The organism is Paenibacillus mobilis, from assembly GCF_058267595.1.
This window is the reverse complement of record NZ_JBZCMS010000001.1, coordinates 308870-333051: the sequence shown is the minus strand read 5'-3', so window position 1 is coordinate 333051 and position 24182 is coordinate 308870. Positions and strand designations below refer to the sequence as shown.

The following is a 24182-nucleotide window of genomic DNA, read 5'->3' as shown; positions in this document are numbered from 1 at the left end:
GCCAGGGCTTTTCGGCGGCGCTTCATGACGCCTGCTGCCGGGTTCGGCCGCCCGTTCCCCGGAACTTTTTCCAGCGGAGCAGAGCCGCTCCATAATAGATCACCGGGATAGACTCGAATCCGATCCAGATATAGGCCAGCCACAAAGAGTTGAAATGGGCGATGAACAAAGCCGGATTCCTTGAATAAAGGCAGGCGATAATGACCGCCAGGCCAAGAGCGCCGGCCGTAACGCCTTTTAATTTATGGATGCCGAAAAGCTGCCGCGCGCATTTCGAAGCCGCATAGATCAGAAAGGTATTGTGAACAAACATGGAGGTTGTCCAGATCGCGATAAAAAACGTATCCGTGTTGCCCATCATCCCTGCCTGTGAGGTTCCCCGTATAAGCTCCAAATAAGGATATTCGATTTGCGCCCCCAGATAAGGCCGAAAATTCAAAATAATAAAAAACCACCCGAGCAGCAGAGCCACAATCGTCAGAACCTCGGCGAAAAACAGATTTTTAAACACTTTTTTATCGAAAGTAAAATCAGGCGAAATAAACAGAAAAATCATCCATTCCGCTAACCAGGCCATCACCGTAAAGGAATCCCGCAGCATCAGTCCCGGATTATGATAATGAATCAAGGCCGGAAGCATCCGGTAATCGGCGTGGGGATAAAACAAAAAGACCAGGACGCCGACAATGGGCAGGGTCATCAAAAATATCCCTTCCGACATGTAAATCAGCGTAGTAAGACCCAGCCGGCATGTATAGAACACCGCTGCGGCCACAATCAGCACAATGGCCCAGGCAGGCGTTTCCCGCATATAAACCGAACCAAAAAATTTGCTGAAATTTTCAAGCTCAAGCCCCGAATAATACACAAACCAGCAGAACATCAGAAAGAGAAACAGCTTGTGCATCCATTTGCCTACGATTTGCCGGCCGAAGATGTACCAGGGCTTATCCTTTCCAAGTTTGCCTACGGAGTAGGTGCACCAAAGGATAAATACACTAAGGACAAACCCTCCTAAAACTGACATCCATCCCTGGTAGCCGGAAGATTCGATCAGAGTGGGGACCAGAAAAATCACCGACTGCGTATAAAGGTAAACATAGGCGAAGCGGAACAACTGCCATGACGTAGTTTGCATCGTAATCCCTTCTTCCGTATGAATGATTTCAGTGGGTTGATCCGATATTGGCGATTCGGATGTCAGCATCCACCTGAAAACGGGCCTCGCTTCGGTAAACCTCCGACCAGTGATCTTTGATGGGCTCCCATTCCTTCGGATTATTCCATTCCATCGTCATGCCGAGATTCAAGACATCGGTTCCCCACTGCTTGGTTTTAGCCAACGCCTCCTCCATGTCCTTGGCAATCTTCTTTTCAAGCAGCTCCCTGATGATGGCGTTGGATTCTACTTCGGTTCGATGTTTGATATCCTTTTTATAGATCAAATTGCCTCTGCCTTTCAGAGCGATTTTAAAAAGCGGCCCCCCCTGATTTCCCATATAAGTTAATCTGGAGCTGTTGCGCGTTAATAAGACGCTGCCTTTGCTTTTGCCCCCGTCCCAGGTTACGGTATATACTCGGTCCTTAAGTTTGCCCAGTCCCCAGGAGATCGCCAATCCCTGTTCGATTCCGAGCCCTCCCTTTAATGCCCTGTCTCTAAACAAATCCACTCCTTTGATGCTTGCCCAGCGCTCGGTTTGCCCGTTTTCACTGGCTACCTGCTTGTCCCCGTATTTTAAAGCCGTCACGGAAAATCCCATCCCGGATTCAGCCGATATGAGGCACTGCTTGACGGTGGAATTCAGCATGTAATCCTGTACCGCAAAACGTTTGAATACGTCTGCCGGAAGCTGCTCCGTAATCGGATTCAGCTGCGCGATATCCTTCGCCTGCCCCTCCACCGAAAGGATGTAAGTATTAAGCTCAAGGCCGGGCTCCCGTTTGAACCAGTCAAATAATTCATTCAACCCCAGCCTCGCATAATCCTCGGATACCAGCACGATCTGCAAGTGGCTGAAATTGATTCTGCGGGTTAAATCCCTCTGAATGGAAGTAAGAATGTCCGGGATGTTATCGCCGGATTTGGTAATTACCGTAAACGGATTACCGCCGCCGCTCTCCCCCTCTTTCAGCTTCGCCGTAATGAAGGTGCTGATGGACAACTCCACCTGCCCTTGCTCCTTGCCTTTATCCAAATATACGCCGTCTATAAACAGTACTTCGTTAAGCTCGGCTTTCGACCAGCAGCCGGTCAGCAGCATAGCGCTCAGCAACAATAAGATCAAAGGCTTCATAACCATGGGTTATGTTTGCCTCCTTCTATTTTTCCTGGTGTATGCAGTGGGCCGTTTGCTCATAAACGGCGAAGGAAGCCGGACGAAAATATCTTTCCAGTCTTTAAAAACAAGCGGGGCAACCGGAGACAGATAAGGCGTGCCGAAAGAGCGAAGGTTCACCAAATGGCCGTAAACGATAAACGCAGCCACAAACACGCCCAGCAGCCCCAGCGTGCCGCCCAGGATCAGCAGCGGGAACCTGAGCAGCCGAAAGGCCAGCCCCAGCTCCAGATGCGGAATAATGTAGGAGGCAATCCCCGTAATGGACACCACGATAATCATGGGCGCGGACACGATGCCCGCCTGCACGGCCGCTTGTCCGATGACAATGCCTCCGATAATGGAGACGGTCGATCCTACTGGTTTGGGAATTCGTGTTCCTGCTTCACGCAGCGCTTCGAACGTTAGCTCCATGACAAGCGCTTCCGTCAGCGCGGAAAAAGGCAGATTTTCACGGGCTGCGGCAATCGTGATCAGCAGAGCAGTCGGAATGATTTCCGGCTGAAAGGTCGTAACGGCTACGTAAATGGAAGGCAGCAGCATGGAAATAACGGCGAAAAAAAACCGGATAATCCGAATCCAGCTCCCCGCAAAATAACTCTGATAATAGTCCTCGGACGATTGCAGCAGGGAGAACATGGTTACGGGAGCCACCAAAGCCGAAGGCGTTCCGTCGATAAGCATCGCGAACCGTCCTTCAAGGAGCGAAGCCGCCACCGAATCCGGACGTTCCGTGTACTGGAATTGCGGGAACGGGGTTATTTTTCCCTTGATATGCTCCGCCAGGTAACTGATGCCCAGCACGCCGTCAGTCGAAATTTGCTTTAGCTTGCCGTCCACCTCTTTCAGCTTGCTGTTTTCAGCGATGCCTTCGATATAGAACACATAAACGGAGGTTTGCGTATATTCGCCGATCGTATATTCTTTCATTTTTAGGTCGGGATGTTTGATTTTGTGCCGAAGCAGCGAAATGTTGGTATGAATATCTTCATTAAACGCCTCTTGGGGCCCGATAACGACAAGTTCGTTCTGGGATTCCGAGACCGCCCGCTTCTGATAGGATGTGACCTCGAAATAATAAAAATAGCTGTATCCTTGAATATGGAGGAGCGCCTTTCCCTGCACGACCAAAAACGCCGCTTCCTGTACCTTCTCCGAACGCAGGCAAGGCAGAGCAAACATCCTGCCCTCCTCAATCCGGGAGATAAAGCTGTCCATGTCCGAATCGGAATCGGAGGAGGCTTCCCGCTTTAAAGTGATTCTGACCTCCTGGTCAAAGGAATCCTTGTCAATAATGGACGGAATAAACACAAGCGTACATGGAGTTCCATGAATTTGGAACGTTTGATAAACGACATCCGTACTGCCGCTCAGCTCCGTTTTTAACTGGTCCAGCAAAGACTCCATTTTCGGCCCTCCTTCCGGTCCTTTCCTGTATTTTCCCGTAGGAGTTGGAAATTTATGCATACGACCGGAAATAGAGCTCCGCAAGGAGCAGGGCCTTTCTCCTTTCTCCTTTCTCCCTACTTGGACGCAAAAAAAGACCGGTCCTCCAAGCGGAGGATCCGGCCCACTATTTTTTTCAGCCTGCCTTATCATTTAATTTAATCTATTCGTTGCCGGGCTCCCGTTTGGGCAGGAGCTTCACATATTCGTCCGACAAGCCCATCAGCTTGAGGATATAGTCATAGTCCTTGCGGTATTTCTGAAAATCCGTGACGGGCTCCAGCGTTTTCAGCGAAACGGCCGTTCCGTCGTCAAAACCGGTGCCGGACACGAACAGGATATCGTCATTAAAAAAGGAGCCAGTCGGCAGGTAATACCTCATGCCAAACACGTTATGGTCGATGTTAAACAAGTCATGCCCGAAAGCCGTAAACTTCTCCTGCTTCAGGGAAACGCCGAGCAGATTCGCAATCGTAGGCATCATGTCAAGCTGACCGCCCACCTGGTCTACGACCTGGCCTTTCTGTTCACCCGGCAGATGGATGATGAAAGGGATGTTAAACCTGGAAACTCGCGCGTCATATTTGATGCCAAGCTCCGATTCGATCCATTTCGGGTCGTTTTGATCCGGCTGCAAACCGAAATGATCCCCGTACAGCACCAGCACGGAATTGTCCCAAAGCCCTTCCTGCTTCAGTCTTGCAATCAGGGTTCCAATCGCATAATCCGTATAATTAATAGCCGTAAGATAATCCCCTAGCTGCGTATCCTTCAGGGAATCGGGCATCTGGATTTTTTTGCGGTCCTCCGGCACTTTGAACGGAAAATGGCTGGAAACCGTAATCAGTTGGGTATAAAACGGTTTGCCGCTGTCCGCGATCTCTTTCATATGATTCACGGCCACCCGGTACAGCTCCTCGTCGGACGCCCCGAAATCGTTGAAATGGTCGTTATTGTAAAAAGGCTTGTCAAAATAATGGTCAAAATGCAGCGCCGGATAAAGTTTGATCCGGTCCCAGAACGTGACGTCGTTGACGTGGAACGTGTCCGCTTCATATCCGTGCTGCTCCAGCAGCCGCGGCAGGCTTGGCAGCGCCCGGTCTCCGTAGCCGGTAGACATCGGAATTGTTCCGGTCGGATAAATGGACGTGTTCGACATGAATTCGGCGTCCGAAGTGTTGCCCTGCCCGATCTGCTGGAACATATAAGGGAAATAATAGCTGGAACCGATCAGCTTGTTCAGGTTCGGCGTAATCTCCTTCCCGCCCACCTTCAGGTTGATCGGGAAGTTCTGGAAGGCTTCCATCTGAATGACGATCAGGTTTTTGCCTTTGGCGGCGCCGAAATGAGCCGGCGTGACCGTGGCCGAAACGCCGCTGTCCTTATCGTTATAAACATACGTGCTCTGGAGGTCGTTGACCTTCTTGATCGTATCCTGGATATTTCCGTTGCGGATCAAGGCGTCCTCCTTGCTTGTCTTGATGGCTGCGGCCACCTGATAATCAAAGAAACCGAGATGCTCCACCTGTACGATTTCGTTCACAATGGAGTCGCTGGCTTGAATGCTCCGTTCGGACAGGAAAAAACAGGCGATGGCCGTCACCAGCACACCGGCCCTCCAAATGACGCTTTTGCGCGCTGCAGGCGCAGCCTTTTTGCGGCGGACCAGCCATACGATCAGCAAAATCGGCAGATCCAGGAAATAGAGATAAAACTCCGGACGGATCGTTGACTGCACGCTGGCTTTAATCTGCAGCACCTGATGCAGCTGCTCCAATGCCGTATAGGTCGGAACCGAACCGAAATGCGCGTAATACAGCGTCGAGGAGAAGAGAATCAGAGAGACGAGCGCGTTCAGCGCAAAAAATACATATTTTCCCCATTGACGCGGGGTAATGAGTTCAAACAATCCAAGCAGGATCCAAAGCCCAAACAAATCGGCGCCGACCTTGCTCCACATAATGTCCGAGAATAAAAAATACCGCAGCAAAAGCAGCTTCAGCAGCAGCAACAGCACGTTGTACAAAACCGGCCGCGCGGTAAGAGGTCTAATTGAAAACTTGTTCATGACTTTCCCTTTCTATTAGCGAGTATGATATCTGCTTCTAAATTAAAGATCGAAATCAAGATTAAAAAATGCGGTACACATAAGGATCTTTGGGGGCATCGATGTTTTCCCACTTGTCTACCTTCAGCACCGGAATCGTCTGCTTGAAGGGCTGGTACAGCTCCATGCCCAATTTGCCGGTAACCTGCACCCATTGATCGTCTTCAAGCTGAGTCCCTTCAGGAAAATCCACGAGCATACCGAAAACGCCGGAATCCGCTACGCAATGAATAAAACCGAAACGGAAAACAAAATACTCATGGCTGCTGATTTGATCGCCTTTATAAATAAATCCGTCAAAGGACAACGTTTTATCCATAAATTGATCGGGGAAATTATAAATGGCCTCCATCCCTTTGAGATAGGTTTTATCCGTCAGGGACACCGTGCTCGAACCGGTGAATTCCCCCAGCTCTTTGTGGGAGACCTTCGTATAGCTGTCTTTTCCGTAAAAAACGCTCGTATCCGGCCGCAGAAACTGATGAAAGCCGGGGTTGTCCGCCGTATTATCGACGGATGGAAACGAAAAACCTTTCGCTTTGACAAAGCTGGAATCCAGCGTGGCGACCGGCAGGAGCACGCCCGTCAAAATCGGCACGATGAGCACCAGATAACCAAACCCTTTTCCCCACCTCGATTTCGGGCCGTGGGAATGATCGTGACGATGGCCTTCGCCTGGTGAGTAGTGGTCGTGGTGGACATGGACATGGTCATGGTTATGAACAGAATCATGCCCGTGCTCCCGCTCAAGAAGAAGTTGGCAATTAAGCTCGGGAGCCGTCGCAGGATCGGCTTCCCGGTCTGATTTGCGCTGCCTGCGTTCCCGGATTACAAGCCTTAGAAGCTCAAAGACAGCCAGCAGGCACAACAGGACAATCGCGCTGACCGATAAATAAGAATATTTCAGGTTGATATATTTGTTCAAATTTCCGTTCAGGTGAAGCTGGAGGAACAGAAAAATGAACCCCAGTATCACATACAGCCGGGTCATCCGAACAACCTCCCTACTACCAGCGACGATAAGAGCGTACATACCGCGACCAGGCCAATCAGCACGGCCACAAATCTCCCCTTGAAGACGCCGAGCAGCATAAGCGTATTTTTAATGTCGATCATCGGACCAAACACCAGAAAAGCCGACAAAGCACCAGTTGAGAAGGTGCTGCGGAAGGACGAGGCGATAAACGCATCCGCCTCCGAGCACAGCGACATGACGAAAGCAAGCACGATCATGACCAGCGATGCGGTAACCGGATTGCTGCCCAGATGAAGCAGCGTCGAGGTGGGCAGAAAGGTCTGCATGCTTGCCGCGATAAAGGCGCCGATAACCAGATATTTTCCGACGGAGAAAAATTCCTCTATCGCATGCTCCATAACCATCATCAGCTCCCGGCGAAGCGGGATTTTAGGCGCTTGAACCCCGGGCGTTTCGGAAGCCGCCGCTACCAGGCCTTCACTGCCGGTAACTTCAGGAGCCCAAGAACGGAACGGCAGTACAGGGAACAGGAGCGACAGCACGACGGCCGTCACAAAAGCCACCACGATCGACATCCCCGCCCGGATGGCGGCCATTCTCCAATCGTTGCCGAAGGCAATATAGGTCGCAAACAGCACCACCGGATTAATAATCGGACCGGTCAGCATAAAAGCGATGCCGGCCTGCAAAGGCACCCCTTTGCGCAGCAGCCGGTTGGTAATCGGTACGATGCCGCATTCGCAGGCCGGAAAACACAATCCTAAGCCGCAGCCCAGCATCGCGGACAGAAACCGGTTCCTCGGCATGATTCTCGCGATCGTCGATTCCTTCAGAAAAATCTGAATAACGCCGGATACAATGACGCCCACCAGCACGAACGGAATAGCCTCCATGATCATGCTGAGGAAAATGGTATTCAACTGCAGAAATGTTTTCATCTTGTTAAATTCACTTTCTGATTCAAATTAATATATCAATTTTATTACATCTATTAATCTTACAATTAATACTGGGAAAATAAAAGTTTTGCTCCCTTCCACTACTGGGTGCTCTTACCGTTTATGCACAACCCTTGTAAATCTGGTTTTATGCGCTTTTTTTAGCCTGATATAATAAGGAGCATGAAGGTTTTTTTGAGAGGAGAACTTCCGTGGCTCAAGCCCTGCTTAATAACGAACAGGATTTGATTCGTTTGATCAAAGAGGACCGGTGGATGATGGACATTTTACAAACTGCTGCTGAACTGCATTTGCCGGATGGGTGGGTTTGCGCCGGGTTTGTGCGTTCCAAAATTTAGGATTCGATTCACGGCTATTCCGAGCGGACGCCGCTGCCGGATATAGACGTCGTTTATTTTGACGGCGCACGTTTGGATGAGGCCAAGGAAAAGCAGCTGGAACGGCGTTTGGGCGGGCTTCTTCCCGGCGTCCCCTGGTCCGTCAAAAATGAAGCCAGAATGCATGAGGTGAATGACCTGCCTCCCTTTCATTCTTCGGTAGATGCAATTTCCAAGTTCCCGGAAACGGCTACGGCTTTAGGTCTCCGTTTGGGTTCTTCAGGTGAAATAGAACTCACCGCCCCCTGGGGCTTGGAAGATGCGCTCAATCTGCGGGTCAAACCGACGCCGTATTTTCGGGAACAGCCCGGGCTGCTTGAGGTTTACCGGAAACGTGTCGCGAAGAAAGGCTGGAAGGCGCTTTGGCCTGGGCTTCAAATGGAGGCGTGTGAGCTGGAATAAGACTTGTCCCGGGAAAAAGAAAGGAGCAGGCGGTTAACGCCTGCTCCTTTGCTTTAAATGCACAAACCGTTAAATTCAAATACACAAACCATTAATCACCTTGCGGACGGTCAAGCGGGTTAAGCGGTTTTGCCGCTGCCCGCCCGTCCGCGCACGAACACGATACAGCTGATCACGGCGAGCAGCTCCGCGGCAAAAATGGTCACCGCCATCGGCATGGCCGTACCGCTGCCGCCAAGTCCCGTAAGCGGCGACGCCAGCGCCCCAAGGACGAACTGAAGCAGGCCAAGAAGCGCGGAAGCGCTGCCTGCAGCCGCTCCGGCATTTTGCAGGGCCAGCGAGGTTGAAGTCGTACTGACAACCCCGACGCTGGATACGATCAGGAACAGACAGCAGATCACTGCAGCAAGCCCTCCGTCCAGCAGGATGGAAACCAGCAATCCGATGCTGCCGGCCAGCGCAATCCCAAGTCCGGTCACAAACAGCTTCCGGACATCCCTGCTCAAAGCCAGACGCCCGGTGACCTGGGAAGCTACAATGATGCCCAGCCCGTTTAACGCAAATATCAGGCTGTAGCCCTGCGCCGAAACGCCATACAGATTTTGCAGGACAAACGAAGAACCGGAGATGTAAGAAAACATCCCTGCCGAAACCAGGCCCATAGACAACACGTAGCCGACAAACAAACGGTCTCTGCCGAATTGTCCGAAGGTGCGGACCGTGCTGCCAAGCCCGCCGCTGTGGCGGCGCTCCTTCGGCAGCGTTTCAGGCAAACCCGCCAGAACGGCAAGCAGCAGAACCAGACCTAAAACAAACAGAAAAACAAACACGCCTTGCCAGGACATGAACCTTAGAAACTGTCCTCCAAGCACAGGAGCCACGATGGGCGCCGCCCCGTTAATCAGCATCAGCTGGGAGAAAAAACGCGTGAGCTCCTTGCCGGAAAATAAATCCCGAACCACCGCCCGCGAAATAACGATGCCTGCCGCACCGGATAACCCCTGGATAAACCGCAGGATCACCAGCACCGTGATATTCGGGCTGAAGGCGCAAAGCAGCGAAGACAACGCATAAAGGGCCATCGCGGTAATCAAGGGCCGGCGGCGTCCCATCGTATCGCTGAGCGGACCGGCGAGCAGTTGTCCGAGCGCAAGCCCCAGCATGCAAAAAGTGAGGCTGAGCTGCACCGCCGAGGTGCCGGTGTTCAGCTCGCCGGCCATTTTCGGCAGCGCAGGCAGGTACATATCCAGCGAAAAAGGACCGATAGCCGATAACATTCCTAAAATAACTACAAACAAAATTCTGCGCGAACGGGTCAGTTCCGGCGAATGGGCGGACTGCACGCCGGGTTCAGCGCTTTTTGACGAATTCATATTTCTACTCTCCTCTTTATGTATCCTGTGAATAAAGCAAAATTTGATCCCGCAGCTGCCAGCCTGATTTAGACCAGAACCGTTTGCCGATTTCATTGTCCCGGATCACCATCAGATGGCACTTTTCGATGCCCTGCTCTTTCAGCCGGGACAAGCTCTGGGCCACGAGCCGGGCGGCCAGCGCTTTACCTCTGTGGTTCTGGGCAACCGCAACATGGTAAAGGAGTCCCCGTCTGCCGTCATGGCCGCATAGTGCGGTGCCGGCCAGCTCATCGCCATGCTTGCAGACGAAGCTTAATCCTACGTTCCGGTTCAGGAAGGAAGCAATCGCTATACGGGAGTCTGCCTGGCTGAGTCCCATTCCCGGCGTATTTTCCCACAAGCGGTAGGCTTCCTCGTAGTCTTCCATCATAAATTCCGTGATCGTGTACATGCCGTCCGCACCTCTCCCCCGCTATTCTCTCTTTCCTGCTTCTTATCCCGGTTAAGGTCTCATTTGCCGATTTGCCGAATAGTTTCTATTTTCGCACTCCGTGCCCGGCTTGTCTACAACCGGCATGCCGAACTTTTAGGGCTCATTTCGGTTATCGCGCTTCATAAGTTATAATATTCAAGGCAAGAATGGGAAAAGCTTGGAAGACGTTCCATACCGATGATTGATTAATGCACCGAGGAGGTTTATTTAAAAAATGACTTATCCAAAGTTTGTTCTGCTGCTGGCCTCTTTAACCCTTGGCCTGCTCGCCGGGGGCTGCGCGAATTCGGGCGGCAATGCCGCAGCGCCGGGACAAACGGCAGCGCCATCCGCATCGCTTCAGCCGGCGTCTTCTTCACCCGCTACTTCCGCTGCGGCCTCGTCCACGGAACCGGCGATCTCTGCCCAGCCGTCCGAAACGCCGGCGAAACCCGCCGACCCGGTTCAGGCGCAATTGGACAAAATGACGGTTGACGAAAAAATCGGCCAGATGGTCATCGTAGGCATCGACGGCACCGAGCTGCAAGCTGGCGCCCGCAAAATGATCGATACCTACAAGGTCGGCGGCTTTATTTTGTATAAACCGAATATTACGGGCGCCGATCAGACTTTGAATTTTCTGAATCAGCTCAAAAAAGCCAACAAACCGAATCCGGCTGCGCTTTGGCTCAGCACCGACCAGGAAGGCGGAAGGGTCAGCCGCATGCCGGCCCCGTATCTTAAAATCCCGACCGCCAAAGAAATCGGGCAGAAAAACAGCACCTCTTACGCTGAAGGCATGGGCCGGGCGCTTGCCGAAGAAATCAAATCGGTAGGGTTTAATCTGGATTTCGCCCCGGTTATGGACATTAACAGCAACCCGAATAACCCGGTGATCGGAGACCGTTCATACGGAGCCGACGCCGACACGGTCATCAAAAACGGAACTGCGGTGCTGAAAGGCATCCAGTCGAAAGGCATAGCCGCGGTCATCAAACATTTTCCCGGACATGGCGACACTTCGGTAGACTCCCATCTGGAGCTTCCCGTCGTGAACAAATCCTTGAAACAGCTGGAATCTTTCGAGCTGCTGCCTTTTAAAGCCGCCGTTAAGCAGGGAACGGACATGGTCATGGTAGCGCATCTGCTGATTCCGAAAATCGACCCTGATTACCCGGCTTCCCTGTCCAAACAGATGATCACGGATCTGCTCCGCGAAAAACTCGGCTATGACGGCGTCGTCATTACCGATGATTTGACGATGGGCGGCATCGTCAAGCATTACGGAATCGCCGAAGCGGCCGTCCGGTCGATTCAGGCGGGCAGCGACATCGTGCTTGTCGGGCATGATGTTGAACGCGAGACCGCCGTAATTAAAGCCTTAAGAAATGCGGCGGCAAGCGGAAAACTTTCCAAGCAGTCCATTGATCAGCACGTTTACCGCATCCTGAAGCTGAAGCAGAAATATGGGCTCAGCGACAAAACCCTTTCATCGGTGGATCCCGGAGCCGTTAACGCCGATGTCAAAAAGCTGCTGAATCCCTAAAATCGTTCCGCTAAGCGGGAAATAACGCACACGAGCCAGCAGAAATCAAGAAACGCAGCAAAGCTTTGCGCATGGCAAAAGCGCCCTACGCCTTCACCTTCCGGTGCGGCGGCAGGGCGCTTTTCAGCTTTTTAACGGTAAAAATCGTTTAGTCGTAAACCACCTGGGTACCTGCAATAAAATCATGGATCGCACGTTTGTCTTCCCGTACGCCAACCATAATCGCACTTACAATCGCGCCTATGCCCAAGGTCACGGCATACACGATTCCGCCTACAATCACTCTCAGCAGCATGGTCAGAAACCCCGGGCGGCTTCCGTCCAGCTTCGTAATCCGGATGCCCAGCATCCGTTTGCCGAGCGTAAAACCCGCCCAGAACACAGGAAGCAGAAGGGTATAAAGCAAAGAGATCAGATCCGAAAACTCACGCGGACCATAAAACAACGTGCCAAAGAAGATTAAAGTCAAAATAAGGGTCGCGATCCAAACAAGAATACCGTCCACAATGGCTGCCCCTAACCGGATCCAAAACCCTGCTGGTTCTTTCAAGTTCCTTCCCCCTCGTAAAATCATAATCCTAAAATTGTTATAAAAACCTCAGGTCTTCCTTCTGCTTCTCATTCTATGTAGCGTAGCCCCCAACGATCACATCCCCTCCCTGAATTCCGCTCTCTCTTTTTGTTGCAGGATATTTCTTATGTTTCCTATTTTATCACATTTTTCCTATATACAGACACGGACTGCCAACTGCAACTGGTTCGTTTAGCACCTTGAAAAGTAAACAAAAGTGGTATGTACGTTCCCATGGGTTGATAGTAAACTGACACTGAAATCCCTATAGAGAAGAGCCTGAGCCGCAAGGCAGCTTTCAGCGGGTAGGGTAAACGGACAGGATTGGAGTGAGGAACCATGAACCCTTTGGTAAGCGTGATCGTACCAGTTTATAATGTCGAAGCTTATTTGGGAAAATGCCTGGATTCCATAGGCCGACAAACCTATCCCCATCTGGAGATCATTATCGTCAACGACGGCACCTTGGACGGGAGCCAGGCAATCATTGACGAATACGCCCGCCGCGACGGGCGTATTCGTTCTTTGATCAAGGCGAACGGCGGCTTATCCTCTGCCCGGAATGCCGGGATGGAGATCGCCACAGGCCGATACATCGCATTTGTCGACTCGGACGACTGGATTGCTCCAGAGATGTTCGAGCAGCTGGTGCAGGCCGCGGAACGCTCGGAAAGCGATATCGTGGTCTGCAACTATGACAAGGTGTACGCCGATCACACCGAACGGATGTATCTGAGGCTCAGGAAGGAGCCGGTCAATATCCAGGAAATTGGGATCGCGCAGTACATCTACCGTTATCTGTTCACCTATGAGCATGGGCACGAGGTCTGGAACAAGCTTTACCGGCGGGAGGTTCTTGAACGAAACGGCATCCGCTTCGAACCAAACAAAGAAATTTTCTCCGAGGATCTGATGTTTAATTTATACGTGCTTTGCCATGCCGGAAAAATTTCCGCGGTCAACAAATCCTTCTATTATTATCTGCAGCGGGAAGGCTCAATCATGCAGATTCCAAACCCGGAAATGGGCGCCCGTTACGTCACGCTTGTCGAACGTTTCAAGCAATATGCCTTGAACAACGGCTTGGAGAAGGAAGTCGAACCCGTCCTTCCCGTTTTGCTGTACGATCTCTTAAATGCGTGCATTACGCAAATTTATAATTCGGGCGGGGGCAGCGATAAAATCGGCGAAGCGCTCCGGTTTACTTCCTCCGCCCAAAGCAAGGACTATGCTTCTTATATGCGCAAGCTTGCTTTCGGCAAGCCCATGAGTCTTTACCGCAGCCAAACGGGCGGCAGCCTTTCAAGCGAGTTGTTCGGCCGTTTCTTTGCCGTCTGCTGCCTGTTCCGCTTGTGGGGATTATTTTCCGGCATTAAATATAAACGGCTTGTCGGCTCTGCCGCCCGGCTTTAGAAGGAGGACGTTCAGGAATGTTCGACGTATCGATTATTATTCCGACCCGGAACCGGGTACCCGATCTCACCCGCTGCATCGAGTCTATCGGCAGGCAGCAGCAGATCGGCGATACCGCGCTGGAATTCATCCTCGTCGATGATGGGAATATCCCGGAGGAGGTGCTCGATTACTACTGCGATATTGCCGGACGCATGGGACGTGCCGAGCTGGTTTATTACAAGAAAACCCGCCCCGGCGTATGGCTGTCCCGCTACGAGGCGCTTACGATGGCGCATCACGATATCGTGCTTTACTTCGACGATGACGCCGAGCTGGACGACCCCTTATACATCCGAAAGCTGATCGATACTTATGAGCAGGATGAAAGCATCGTCGGCGTCGGAGGCATCGCCAAGGGTTTGCGCACCAGCCCGCTCGGACGGGTGCTGGGCGTGCTGACCTGCCAGATGTCCACCTCGCCGGGCAAACTGTCGCCGAGCAGCCTGGCCGGCTCCCTGCTGTACTGGAACGAGACCGATACGATGTTCGAGACGGAAATTTTTCACGGGTGCAATATGTCCTTCAAAAGGGAAGCGCTCAAGGACATGCTCCCTTATCCCTGGATGACCAGCTACGCGGTCGGCGACGATTTGTACATGTGCGCTCTGGCCTCCAAATACGGCAGGCTTGTGATCAATCCCGAGCTGAAAATTCTCCATCACGAATCCCAAAGATCCCGGGACCGGGCCGGCAAAGTCGCTATGGCTACAGCCGTCAATCATTATTATTTGCTGAATTTGCGCAAGGCGGGAGCCGCCGGATACGTCGCTTTGATGTGGACGCTGCTCTACCTGACCGGAAAAGAAACGCTGAAGCGCAATACCGGCGCCGCCTTCGGCTATATGAAAGGCATCGGTTTCGTGATGAACCCTCTGAAGAACAAATACCGCGAGTTTTTAACGGACTGATTTCATTCCAATCACCCATGAAAGGGGGCTTACGCGATGAACGCCATAGCTGCAGCGAAACAAATTTTCAGCGGCAACAGTCTGGCCAAGACGATCATGCGGACCAGCTTCAACAATTTTTTCGTCCTTATTTTGACGACTCTGACGTCCATCCTGACGGCGCGCATGCTTGGCGCAGGCGGCAAAGGCGAATTGTCCGCCGTGCTGTTCTGGCCCGCCCTGCTGGGCAGCCTGATCGGCTTCGGGCTCCCCACCTCCCTCATCTACAGCGTCAAAAATAAAACCGGCAGCGTCCCCCAGCTCCTCTCCCTTGCGCTGCGCATTCAGCTGCCGGCCGCTCTCCTGACGGGAGCCGTCTCCTGGATCTGCATGCCGGCCTGGCTCGCCAATTATGATCCGGACGTCATCAGGATCGCCCAGATTTATACCCTGGCCGCGATTCCGCTCGCCGTCTTGACCAACTTGTGCATGGCCCTCGCCCAAAGCCTGGACCACTTCAGCGTCTATAACGGACTTTTGTTTTTTGTTCCGTTCGTTAACTTCTGCGTCCTGATGGCCTTATGGCAGCTTGGACTTCTCAACGTGGCTACAGCTACCGCGGTCAATCTCTGCGCCGGAGCGGTTACGCTGCTTTGGGCCGTGTTCCGCTTGAGGAAACAGCTCCAGCTCGATTCCTTCCGCTGGTCCGTAGGAACATCGGTTCTCCGGCCCTACTACAGCTACGGGGCCAGAGTATACGGCATGGACCTCATGGGCACGCTCAGCAACCAGACCGACAAGATCGTTATCGTCGCCCTGCTCTCCCCGGCGGACTTCGGGCTTTATTCGGTCGTTTACGCCCTTTCCCGGGTCTTTAATGTTGTGCAAAATGCAATCACCAGCGTGATTTTCCCTAAAGTGACGGGCATGGAAAATGACGTCATCATCGAAAAAATAGGCCGGGCCTTCCGCATTTCCATGCTGGGCATGGCGATCCTTATTGTGCCCAGCCTGTTCATCGGCCGGTTTATGCTGGGTCTGCTGTACGGCAGCACCTTTCTGGCCGGAGCCTCGACTTTTTATCTGCTGTCGCTGGAATGCATCATCGGGGGCGGCTCGTGGATCCTCGCGTCTGCCTTCAACGCGCTCGGGCGGCCGGGCTTGGTTCTCGTCCGGCAGATTGCGGCCTATCTGGTGACGGCGGCGCTGTTTTTTGTGTTTACGCCTTGGCTTGGACTGCCGGGCATTGCTTTGGCCCTGCTTTCCGGGGCTTTGGTCCGCTTGGCCGTATCGGTCCTGTCTTTCCCCGTGTTCTTCAGAGTTCCGCTTGGACGCATCCTGTTTGATGCGGGCGACTTTGCTTTTGTGCTCCAGATGATCCGAAACAAACGAAAACCATCCAACAAGGAGGCTTTAGAATATGCATCCCATGGCTGAATTGAAAGAAAGGCTTCGCGGCATTCTGGAGGCAGTTCCGGCAGGCTCGAATATTTATTACGTAGATTACCCGCTCCACAATAACGGCGGAGATATGCTGATCATGAAGGGGACCGAAAAATTTTTCAAAGATTACGGCATCAACATCCTCGCGCGATATAACCTGTTTGATTTTCCGGAAAACCTGAAACCGGCTCCCGGCAGTATCTTTGTGCTGCATGGCGGCGGTAATTTCGGCGATTTGTATGTGCACCACCAGGAAATCCGCGAGCGGGTCGTCCAGCAATTCCCGGATCACCGGATCGTGGTGATGCCGCAAACGATTTATTTCAGCAGCGAAGCCAACTACGACAAATCGGCGGCTGTTTTTAACGCGCATAACGACCTGCATCTGTTTGTCCGAGATCTGGCCGGTTACGAGCTTGCCAAACGCAAGTTTGCTCACTGCCAGGTCTACCTTTCGCCGGATATGGCTCACCAGCTGTGGCCCATCCTGCCGAATACGAAGGAAGAAAGGGACCGGCTCTATTTCCTTCGCACGGATATCGAAGCGGGAGACCAGCCGTTCGCCGACGATCTGGATCCGCAGGACTGCCGGGACTGGGACTCGCTGTTTACGCATGCGGAGAGCCGGGTAACGCACCATCTGACCCGTTTCTGCCGGCTGGACAAAAAGCTGGGCGGCTCCCTGCCGACCCGTTTGTTCTGGTACAAATACACCGATTACCTGATCGGCAAAGCCGTAAGGCTGTTCGGCAGCTATCGGGAAATCCATACCTCCAGGCTCCACGGTCATATTCTGGCCTGCCTGATGGATAAACCTCATGTGCTGATTGACAATTCCTACGGCAAAAACTCGCAGTATTACCGTACCTGGACCTATGAGTTTACAAAAGCAAGACTGGTTCAGGAAACGCCGGAAGCAAAAATTCCGGTAGGCAGCTGAGAACGGTATATCGGATAGGCATAAAAGGGGCAACCGGAGGATAGAAGGCAACTCCTTCTGTCGGATGAATTTTTTTGACCAAAGCTAACGTTCATGTTGGGAGATCACCCAGGATGCACGTTAGCTTTTGTTACATTAATCAATAAAAATTAGTGATAACTCAAATTCAAACGAATTATATGTCAATATTATTGACACCATTTTAAAAACCCCTTATATTGTCATTAAAGATTTTCTCGCCGTCTTCCCATCGCGCCGCTCGGATCGCACAACGCTGTGCAGCCGCCGGACCCGTAAGTGACAGCTTGGAAATGGCTCTGGGAATGGGCCCTAAAACTGGATAAAAAGTCAGCCACAATGCCGTGCCTGACTTTGGCAACGAAGCCGATGAATCGAATCCGTCCTTGCACGGATTAGGTTTTTCGGCTTTTTTTGATGCCAAGCAATAAACAGACAGAGAAAAATAAAGGAGGAGTTTGGAGATGAAAGTTCAGAATTTCCGGAAAGCAGGTCATTTTCCCAGTTTGCTGTCAGCCTTTTTGTATTTTGATGTAAGCTTTATGATTTGGGTCATGTGCGGGGCGCTTTCCCTGTTTATCACCCGTGATTTCGGCCTTAGTGATACCCAAAAAGCGGCCATGGTGGCCATACCGGTGCTTGGAGGTTCGATTTTCCGCATCCCCATGGGCATTCTGGCCGACCGCATCGGCTGCAAAAAAGCCGGACTCACGGGCATGGTACTCACGATCCTTCCTCTCCTCTGGGGATGGCTTGGCGGCTCGACCCTGCTGCAGGTCCATATGATCGGCTTTTTGCTGGGGTTCGCGGGCTCAAGCTTTGCAGTCTCGCTTTCGCTGGCAAGCCGCTGGTATCCGCCGCAGTATCAGGGACTTGCTATGGGCATCGCGGGAGCGGGCAACAGCGGAACCGCCCTGGCGACCTTTTTCGGTCCTCAAATAGCCGAAGCTTATGGCTGGCACAGCGTTTTCGGGATCGCCCTCATTCCCCTGCTTATTGTAATGATTCTCTATGCCGTGTTGGTAAAGGATGCCCCTAATGCACCAGCTCCCAAATCCCTCAAGGAATACCTCAGCGTGTTCAAGCATGCGGATACCTGGTGGTTTTCGATGTTTTACGCCATCACCTTCGGAGGTTTCGTGGGTTTCGCCAACTACGCCAATATTTTCTTCTATGACGTTTATGGGGACAATGTTCACCCGGGCGGACTAACCAAAGTCGAAGTCGGCTACCTGGTGACCGTGACGGTGATTGCCGGCAGCTTTTTCCGGCCGATCGGCGGCTGGATTGCTGACCGGATCGGCGGTATCCGCCTTCTGCTGATTTTGTTCAGCCTGATTACCGCCAGCGCATTTGCGATCGCCTCCATGCCAGGCTCCTTTGTTGTCATGCTGGTTTATACGAGCCTCATGATGGCCTGCCTGGGCATGGGCAACGGTTCAGTTTTTCAAATCATTCCCCAGCGGTTCTCGCGTGAAATCGGCGTGATCACCGGAATCGTAGGAGCGGCAGGCGGACTTGGCGGTTATCTGCTCCCCTCCTATATTCTAGGCCCGCTAAAGGAGCAGACCGGCTCCCAGGTGGCAGGTTTTCTTGTTGTTGGCACGATCGTGCTTGTGACTACGCTGATTTTTTACGGGGTAACCCGTTCATGGAAAAAAACCTGGGCAGGCGCGCAGTCCGGCATCAACCTTTAAACCGGATGGCATACGAGGGGTGATAAACGATGACTATCCAACAGGTTCGAAGCGTGTGTCCCTACTGCGGCGTCGGCTGCGGCATGATCCTGGACGTTGAGGACAACCGGGTCGTACGGATCAAGGGTGACCCGGATCATCCTGCCAACCGCGGCAGGCTCTGCACCAAAGGCGCAACGGCTGCCCTTCCCTTAACCGGGCCGGGGCGGCTGTCTACCGCTCTTATCCGCAGCTCCCGGGATTCCAAACCTGAACCTGCATCCATCGGACAGGCGATCCAGGAGACGGCAGACCGGCTGATGCGGGTGGTTAAGGAACACGGACCGGATGCCGCAGCCTTTTACGTCTCCGGACAGATGTCCCTGGAAGCTCAATACCTGATCAATAAGCTGGCTAAAGGTTTTATCCGCACCAATAACATCGAAGCCAATTCGAGATTATGTATGGCCAGCGCGGCCAGCGGTTACAAGCTGTCGCTCGGCGCCGACGGACCGCCGGGCTCTTACGACGATCTGGATCAGGCCGATTTGTTTCTGGTGATCGGCGCCAATATGGCGGACTGCCACCCGATCTTGTTTCTCCGCCTGATGGACCGGCTGAAGGCGGGAGCCAAGCTGATCGTCGTGGATCCCAGGCGGACGGCCACGGCGGAGAAAGCCGACCTGTTTCTTCCCATCAAACCCGGAACGGACCTGGCTCTCCTGAACGGGCTGCTTCATCTTCTGGTGAAGAACGGGCAAATCAACGAAGAATTTATTGCCGGGCATACAGCCGGATTTGATGGCATGCCGGAATTTCTTCAGGACTATTTCCCGGAGCAGGTGTCCGAGTGGACGGGAATCCCGGAGGCGGACATCCGTAAGGCGGCGGATTGGATCGGCCGTTCTTCCGCTTGGGTTTCCTTATGGACGATGGGCCTGAACCAAAGCACGCACGGAACCTGGCATACCAATGCCTTATGCAACTTGCATCTGGCTACCGGCGCCATCTGCCGTCCGGGCAGCGGCCCTTTCTCGCTCACCGGACAGCCCAATGCCATGGGAGGCAGAGAAATGGGGTATATGGGGCCTGGCCTGCCTGGGCAGCGTTCCCTCCTGGAGGAAAAAGACCGCACATTCATCGAAAAGCTTTGGAGCATTCCCGAAGGCTCCCTCCGAACGGAAATGAAACCCGGAACTGTATCCCTGTTTGAGCGCATGACCGCCGGCGAAATCAAAGCTGTCTGGATCATCTGCACCAATCCGGTCGCTACGATGCCTAACCGCCGCAAAGCGATCGAAGGCCTTCAGGCCGCAGAGCTGGTCATTGCTCAGGATGCTTTTCTCGACACGGAAACCAACCCGTATGCGGACATTCTTCTTCCCGGCGCTTTATGGGCCGAAGGCGAAGGAGCGATGATCAACTCGGAACGGAACATCACCTGGATGCAAAAAGCCGTGGATCCGCCGGGCGAAGCGCTCCCCGATTGGGAAATCATCACCCGGGTAGCCCGGGCCATGGGGTTTGGCGAAGCCTTCCCCTATACGGCTGCGGCGGAAGTGTATGCCGAAATTCAGCAGGCGTGGAACCCGGCAACCGGATATGATCTCAGAGGGGCCGATCAGACAAAACTTCTGGAGGGCCCTATGCAGTGGCCTTGTCCTCCCGACCAGCCGGAGCCGCGCAATCCGATCCGCTATATCGGCCATTCGGGCGACGACGGTCAGCGGGCGCTTTTTTTTCCGACGGAACAGGGAAAAGCTGCCTTCTGGGCCCGTCCCTATCTTCCTCCCGCTGAAATGCCGGACGAAGATTATCCTTTCGTGTTAAACACAGGCAGGGTTCAGCATCAGTGGCACACCCTGACCAAAACCGGGAAAGTACCTAAACTCAACAAACTAAATCCCGGGCCTTTTATTGAAATTCACCCGGAGGACGCCAAACGGCTCGGCTTATCCGAAGGGGTTCTGACGGAAGTGGCCTCCCGCAGAGGGACGGCCCTGCTGCCCGCTGTCCTTACGACACGGGTCCGGCCCGGAAACTGCTTTGCGCCGATTCATTGGAACGATCTGTTCGGCAGTCAGATCACCGTGAATGAAGTGACCCAGGATGCGGTGGACCCTGTTTCCCTTCAGCCTGAACTGAAGCACAGCGCCGTGTCTTTGGCCAAAGCGGGCGTTCAGCCGCATTTCGCCCCCCTGGCTGCAGGTCCGGAAACGAACCGGCATCAGGATCCTTTAGAAAACTTTGACCCCAAAACCTCCGCCAGCCTCGAAAAGCCGATCGCCGTTCTCGCTGGCATGCTCGGCGTGTCAGAGCAGCTAGAAATGGAACTAAATGAACACGAACAAGCTTATGTATCCGGGTTTCTGAAGGGACTCGGCGGAAGAGCCCCTTTGAAGGTTGTCCCTTCCCTTCCCCGGACGGCGGCCATGGATCCCCTCAAACGCGACTGGGTGAACGGTCTGCTGGCAGGTTTATTCGGTGAAAATGAAGCGGAGCTAATCCGGCCTTCGGATTCGGCTTTAAACCTTGGGCCTGATCAAAATCCGGGCCAGGCTCCGGTTACGGCCTCCTCTCCGGCCCCTTCGGTCACCTTGCTCTGGGCTTCGCAAACCGGAAGTACCGAAGAAGCCGCCGCTTTTTGCGCAGACAGGCTCCGCGAGCAAGGACTGACCGTAAACCTTTTAGGGATGGATACTGTTTCGGTGAACGATCTGCAGCGGGAGTCGCCGGTTTTATTTGCCGTCAGCACGTTTGGCGCCGGGGACCCTCCGGATCAGGGCCAGGCCTTCTACCAGGCACTCCAGGCCGCCGGACCTTCTTCTTTAAGCCAACTGAAGTATGCCGTTTTGGCATTTGGCGATTCCAGCTATGCTACCTTCTGCGAATTCGGCCGGAATCTCGATAGAAGATTATCGGAGCTTGGCGCCCGGCGTCTGCTGGAATGCGAATGCTGCGATACCGATTTCAGCGGACCGATGGAAAAATGGCTGTCTGCCGTCACTCCGCTGCTCTCCGGGCAGGCAGCCGGACACAGCGGCACCGGAGAACAAAGGCAAAACCTCCCGGAAGAGAGCAGCCAGGCTTTTGGCGGTGCGCTGCAGCATGCGGCGGCCCTGCAAACGGCAGAGCCGGCAGGCGGGTACGGCCGGCAAAAACCTTTCCCGGCCCGTCTGCTGCTGAACCGCCTGCTGAGCCGGCCCGGCTCAGGCAAAGAAACGCGGCAGTACAGCTTTGATTTAAGCGGCAGCGGCTTAACCTACGAGGCGGGGGATGCGCTTGGCGTCTGGCCGGCAAACTGCCCGGAGCTTATTGCGGAAATGCTCGAATTGCTGGGCCTTTCCGGCGATGCCGAGGTCCAAGTAAACCAGCAGCCGATGACGTTAGCCGATGCTCTTCTGCACCGGCTGGACATCCATCAGGTTACGCCCGGCATGGTGCAGCTGATCAGCTCACATGGGCGCGAACGGGATCGCAGATTGGCTGAGCGGCTTAAGGCCATGCGGCCCGAAGAACAAACCCAATGGATTCGCAGCCTGCAGCTTATTGATTTGCTGCAGGAATATCCGGCTGCCGTTCCGGCGGAGGAATGGATACGCCATCTGCGCCCGCTTCAGCCGCGGCTGTATTCGATCTCTTCAAGCTCCAAGTCTTATCCGAACGAGGTACACATCACCGTGTCCACCGTCCGCTACGAGCTTCAGGACCGGGCGAGGAAGGGCGTTTGCTCCACCTTTCTCGCGGACCGGGTTCAGCTTGGCGGTGAAGTTCCCCTCTTCATTCAGCGGAACTCCCGTTTCCGCCCTCCCGCCGATCCGGGCCGGGATATCGTCATGATTGGACCGGGCACGGGCATTGCCCCCTTCCGCGGGTTTCTGCAGGAACGGGAAGCGGTGCGGGCGACGGGCCGGAACTGGCTGTTTTTTGGCGAACAGCATGCGGAAACGGATTTTTATTATAGAGAGGAGCTTGAGCGCTACCTCTCCCATCAGCTGCTCCATCGGCTGGATACGGCTTTCTCCCGGGATCAGACCGAAAAAGTCTACGTCCAGCATCGCATGACCGAACAGGGAGCCGAGTTATGGCGCTGGATCGAAAGCGGTGCGTCCCTGTATGTTTGCGGCGACGCAGGAGAAATGGCCCGGGCCGTGGACCTGGCCCTGCTGGACATTTTCCGGTGTGAAGGCAGGTTAAGCGAAGATCAGGCCGCCGCTTACCTGAATCAGTTGAGACAGGACAAACGATATCTGAAGGATGTCTATTAATCTGCGGAAATCTCCCGGAAAATAAAAAGTAGACGAGGCCCACGTGCGGGCTTTCGTCTACTTTTATCTTTTTCTCGCCATAACGCCTGATTGTCGGACAGCCTGTCCTCCACAACCGCAGCTTGCCTTGACCCTCCCGATCCCCGGCTGATAGCCCGCTGTCAACGGAGCTGCTGTTTGCCGGCCAAATAGGCCAAGGCTTTTTCCATTTTCTTCACATAATCCGGGTTAGGTCCCGAACACATCAATTTAATGTCCCGGGTCCCCTGCGTTCCGAGCAGGTTCCGTTCCCGCAGCATGCTCATCAGCCGTTTTACCGTCCCCCGGCTTCCGTCGATCAGCTCAATGTGATCCGGCAGGATCTCGCGCAAAATGTCCTTATAGAACGGATAATGCGTGCAGCCCAGCACCACCGTGCCATACTGGCTTAAATCCAGCGGGGCCAGCTTATTCCTGAAATAGGGTCCGATCTCCGCAGGATCAAAATTCAGGTTCTCGCAATAAGGCACCAGCTCCGGCAGCGGAAAAGAATCAACGATGGAGTGGTCATCTACCCGGGCTACCAGATCCGTGTATTTAGCCTGGCTTAAGGTCAGCGGCGTGGCAAACACGAGCACGCGGCGGCCGGCCTCCAGGCTTTTCTCTACCGCAGGCTTAACCGCCGGCTCCATGCCGATAATCGGAATCGGATAGATTTGGCGCAGCTCCGCGATGGCGGCACTGGTGGCGGTATTGCAGGCTACGACCAGCGCCTTGATTTCCTCCTGCATAATCGCCCGGACGGATTCCTTGACGTACTGATTCACTTCCGCAAGCGATTTTGTACCGTACGGAACGTGAAGCGTATCCGCAAAATATAGAAAATCCTCGGCGGGCAGTTGGCTAAGCGCTTCATGTAAAACCGTTATGCCCCCGATTCCCGAATCAAAAAAAGCAATTCTCACTTCA

Annotated in this window: 17 protein-coding genes and 1 pseudogene; 8 read left to right on the top strand and 10 right to left on the bottom strand. The window is 53.5% G+C overall.

What is annotated here, in order from left to right; all coding sequences use genetic code 11:
* Positions 1–22 precede the first annotated feature (22 nt).
* The 6 genes from AC3ZPD_RS01635 to AC3ZPD_RS01610 form a co-directional block, all read right to left on the bottom strand.
* Positions 23–1138 carry a GerAB/ArcD/ProY family transporter gene (locus AC3ZPD_RS01635; RefSeq protein WP_490982516.1) on the bottom strand — a complete coding sequence of 372 codons (1116 nt, stop codon included), beginning with the start codon at positions 1136–1138 and terminating at the stop codon, positions 23–25.
* A gap of 28 nt (positions 1139–1166) precedes the next feature.
* Positions 1167–2300 (bottom strand): Ger(x)C family spore germination protein, encoded by a 1134-nt coding sequence (locus tag AC3ZPD_RS01630; RefSeq protein ID WP_490982515.1) that lies wholly within the window; start codon positions 2298–2300, stop codon positions 1167–1169.
* Between the two features lie 3 nt (positions 2301–2303).
* Positions 2304–3743 (bottom strand): spore germination protein, encoded by a 1440-nt coding sequence (locus AC3ZPD_RS01625; protein ID WP_490982514.1) that lies wholly within the window; start codon positions 3741–3743, stop codon positions 2304–2306.
* A gap of 202 nt (positions 3744–3945) precedes the next feature.
* Positions 3946–5850 (bottom strand): LTA synthase family protein, encoded by a 1905-nt coding sequence (locus AC3ZPD_RS01620; protein WP_490982513.1) that lies wholly within the window; start codon positions 5848–5850, stop codon positions 3946–3948.
* 61 nt (positions 5851–5911) lie between these two features.
* The gene (locus tag AC3ZPD_RS01615; RefSeq protein WP_490982512.1) at positions 5912–6880 is read right to left on the bottom strand and encodes a TIGR03943 family putative permease subunit; all 969 of its coding nucleotides are present in this window, start codon (positions 6878–6880) and stop codon (positions 5912–5914) included.
* Positions 6877–7803, bottom strand: a complete 927-nt coding sequence (locus AC3ZPD_RS01610) for a permease (protein WP_490982511.1) — start codon at positions 7801–7803, stop codon at positions 6877–6879. Before AC3ZPD_RS01610 ends, AC3ZPD_RS01615 begins: the two co-directional genes overlap by 4 nt.
* Before the next feature lie 275 nt (positions 7804–8078).
* On the opposite strand from AC3ZPD_RS01610, the pseudogene AC3ZPD_RS01605 reads away from it, so the two are divergent.
* Positions 8079–8603 (top strand): annotated as a pseudogene (locus tag AC3ZPD_RS01605) (nucleotidyltransferase family protein).
* Positions 8604–8722: 119 nt separating this feature from the next.
* On the opposite strand, the gene AC3ZPD_RS01600 reads toward AC3ZPD_RS01605, so the two are convergent.
* Together AC3ZPD_RS01600 and AC3ZPD_RS01595 are read right to left on the bottom strand one after the other, a co-directional pair.
* On the bottom strand, positions 8723–9976 hold the full coding sequence (locus tag AC3ZPD_RS01600) for a multidrug effflux MFS transporter (protein WP_490982510.1): 1254 nt from the start codon (positions 9974–9976) through the stop codon (positions 8723–8725).
* A 16-nt stretch (positions 9977–9992) separates the two neighbouring features.
* On the bottom strand, positions 9993–10409 hold the full coding sequence (locus tag AC3ZPD_RS01595) for a GNAT family N-acetyltransferase (protein WP_490982509.1): 417 nt from the start codon (positions 10407–10409) through the stop codon (positions 9993–9995).
* Positions 10410–10665: 256 nt separating this feature from the next.
* Here AC3ZPD_RS01595 and nagZ point away from each other — a divergent pair, with 256 nt between their 5' ends.
* Positions 10666–11976, top strand: coding sequence for a beta-N-acetylhexosaminidase (gene nagZ, locus AC3ZPD_RS01590; protein WP_490982508.1), 1311 nt, complete (start codon positions 10666–10668; stop codon positions 11974–11976).
* A 148-nt stretch (positions 11977–12124) separates the two neighbouring features.
* Here nagZ and AC3ZPD_RS01585 read toward each other — a convergent pair whose 3' ends face one another.
* The gene (locus AC3ZPD_RS01585) at positions 12125–12526 is read right to left on the bottom strand and encodes an RDD family protein (protein ID WP_490982507.1); all 402 of its coding nucleotides are present in this window, start codon (positions 12524–12526) and stop codon (positions 12125–12127) included.
* Positions 12527–12886: 360 nt separating this feature from the next.
* Between AC3ZPD_RS01585 and AC3ZPD_RS01580 the strand changes: the two genes are divergently transcribed.
* From AC3ZPD_RS01580 to AC3ZPD_RS01555, 6 genes are all read left to right on the top strand, one after another.
* The gene (locus tag AC3ZPD_RS01580; RefSeq protein ID WP_490982506.1) at positions 12887–13960 is read left to right on the top strand and encodes a glycosyltransferase; all 1074 of its coding nucleotides are present in this window, start codon (positions 12887–12889) and stop codon (positions 13958–13960) included.
* Between the two features lie 17 nt (positions 13961–13977).
* Positions 13978–14910, top strand: coding sequence for a glycosyltransferase family A protein (locus AC3ZPD_RS01575; RefSeq protein ID WP_490982505.1), 933 nt, complete (start codon positions 13978–13980; stop codon positions 14908–14910).
* Between the two features lie 36 nt (positions 14911–14946).
* Positions 14947–16326 carry a lipopolysaccharide biosynthesis protein gene (locus tag AC3ZPD_RS01570; RefSeq protein ID WP_490982504.1) on the top strand — a complete coding sequence of 460 codons (1380 nt, stop codon included), beginning with the start codon at positions 14947–14949 and terminating at the stop codon, positions 16324–16326.
* Positions 16310–17272 carry a polysaccharide pyruvyl transferase family protein gene (locus tag AC3ZPD_RS01565; RefSeq protein ID WP_490982503.1) on the top strand — a complete coding sequence of 321 codons (963 nt, stop codon included), beginning with the start codon at positions 16310–16312 and terminating at the stop codon, positions 17270–17272. Before AC3ZPD_RS01570 ends, AC3ZPD_RS01565 begins: the two co-directional genes overlap by 17 nt.
* A gap of 482 nt (positions 17273–17754) precedes the next feature.
* Positions 17755–18987 carry a nitrate/nitrite transporter gene (locus AC3ZPD_RS01560; protein ID WP_490982502.1) on the top strand — a complete coding sequence of 411 codons (1233 nt, stop codon included), beginning with the start codon at positions 17755–17757 and terminating at the stop codon, positions 18985–18987.
* A gap of 29 nt (positions 18988–19016) precedes the next feature.
* Entirely contained in the window at positions 19017–23234 is a 4218-nt protein-coding gene (locus AC3ZPD_RS01555) for a sulfite reductase subunit alpha (RefSeq protein WP_490982501.1), read from the top strand.
* Positions 23235–23395: 161 nt separating this feature from the next.
* Here AC3ZPD_RS01555 and murI read toward each other — a convergent pair whose 3' ends face one another.
* The gene (gene murI / locus AC3ZPD_RS01550; RefSeq protein WP_490982500.1) at positions 23396–24178 is read right to left on the bottom strand and encodes a glutamate racemase; all 783 of its coding nucleotides are present in this window, start codon (positions 24176–24178) and stop codon (positions 23396–23398) included.
* Between the last annotated feature and the right edge of the window lie 4 nt (positions 24179–24182).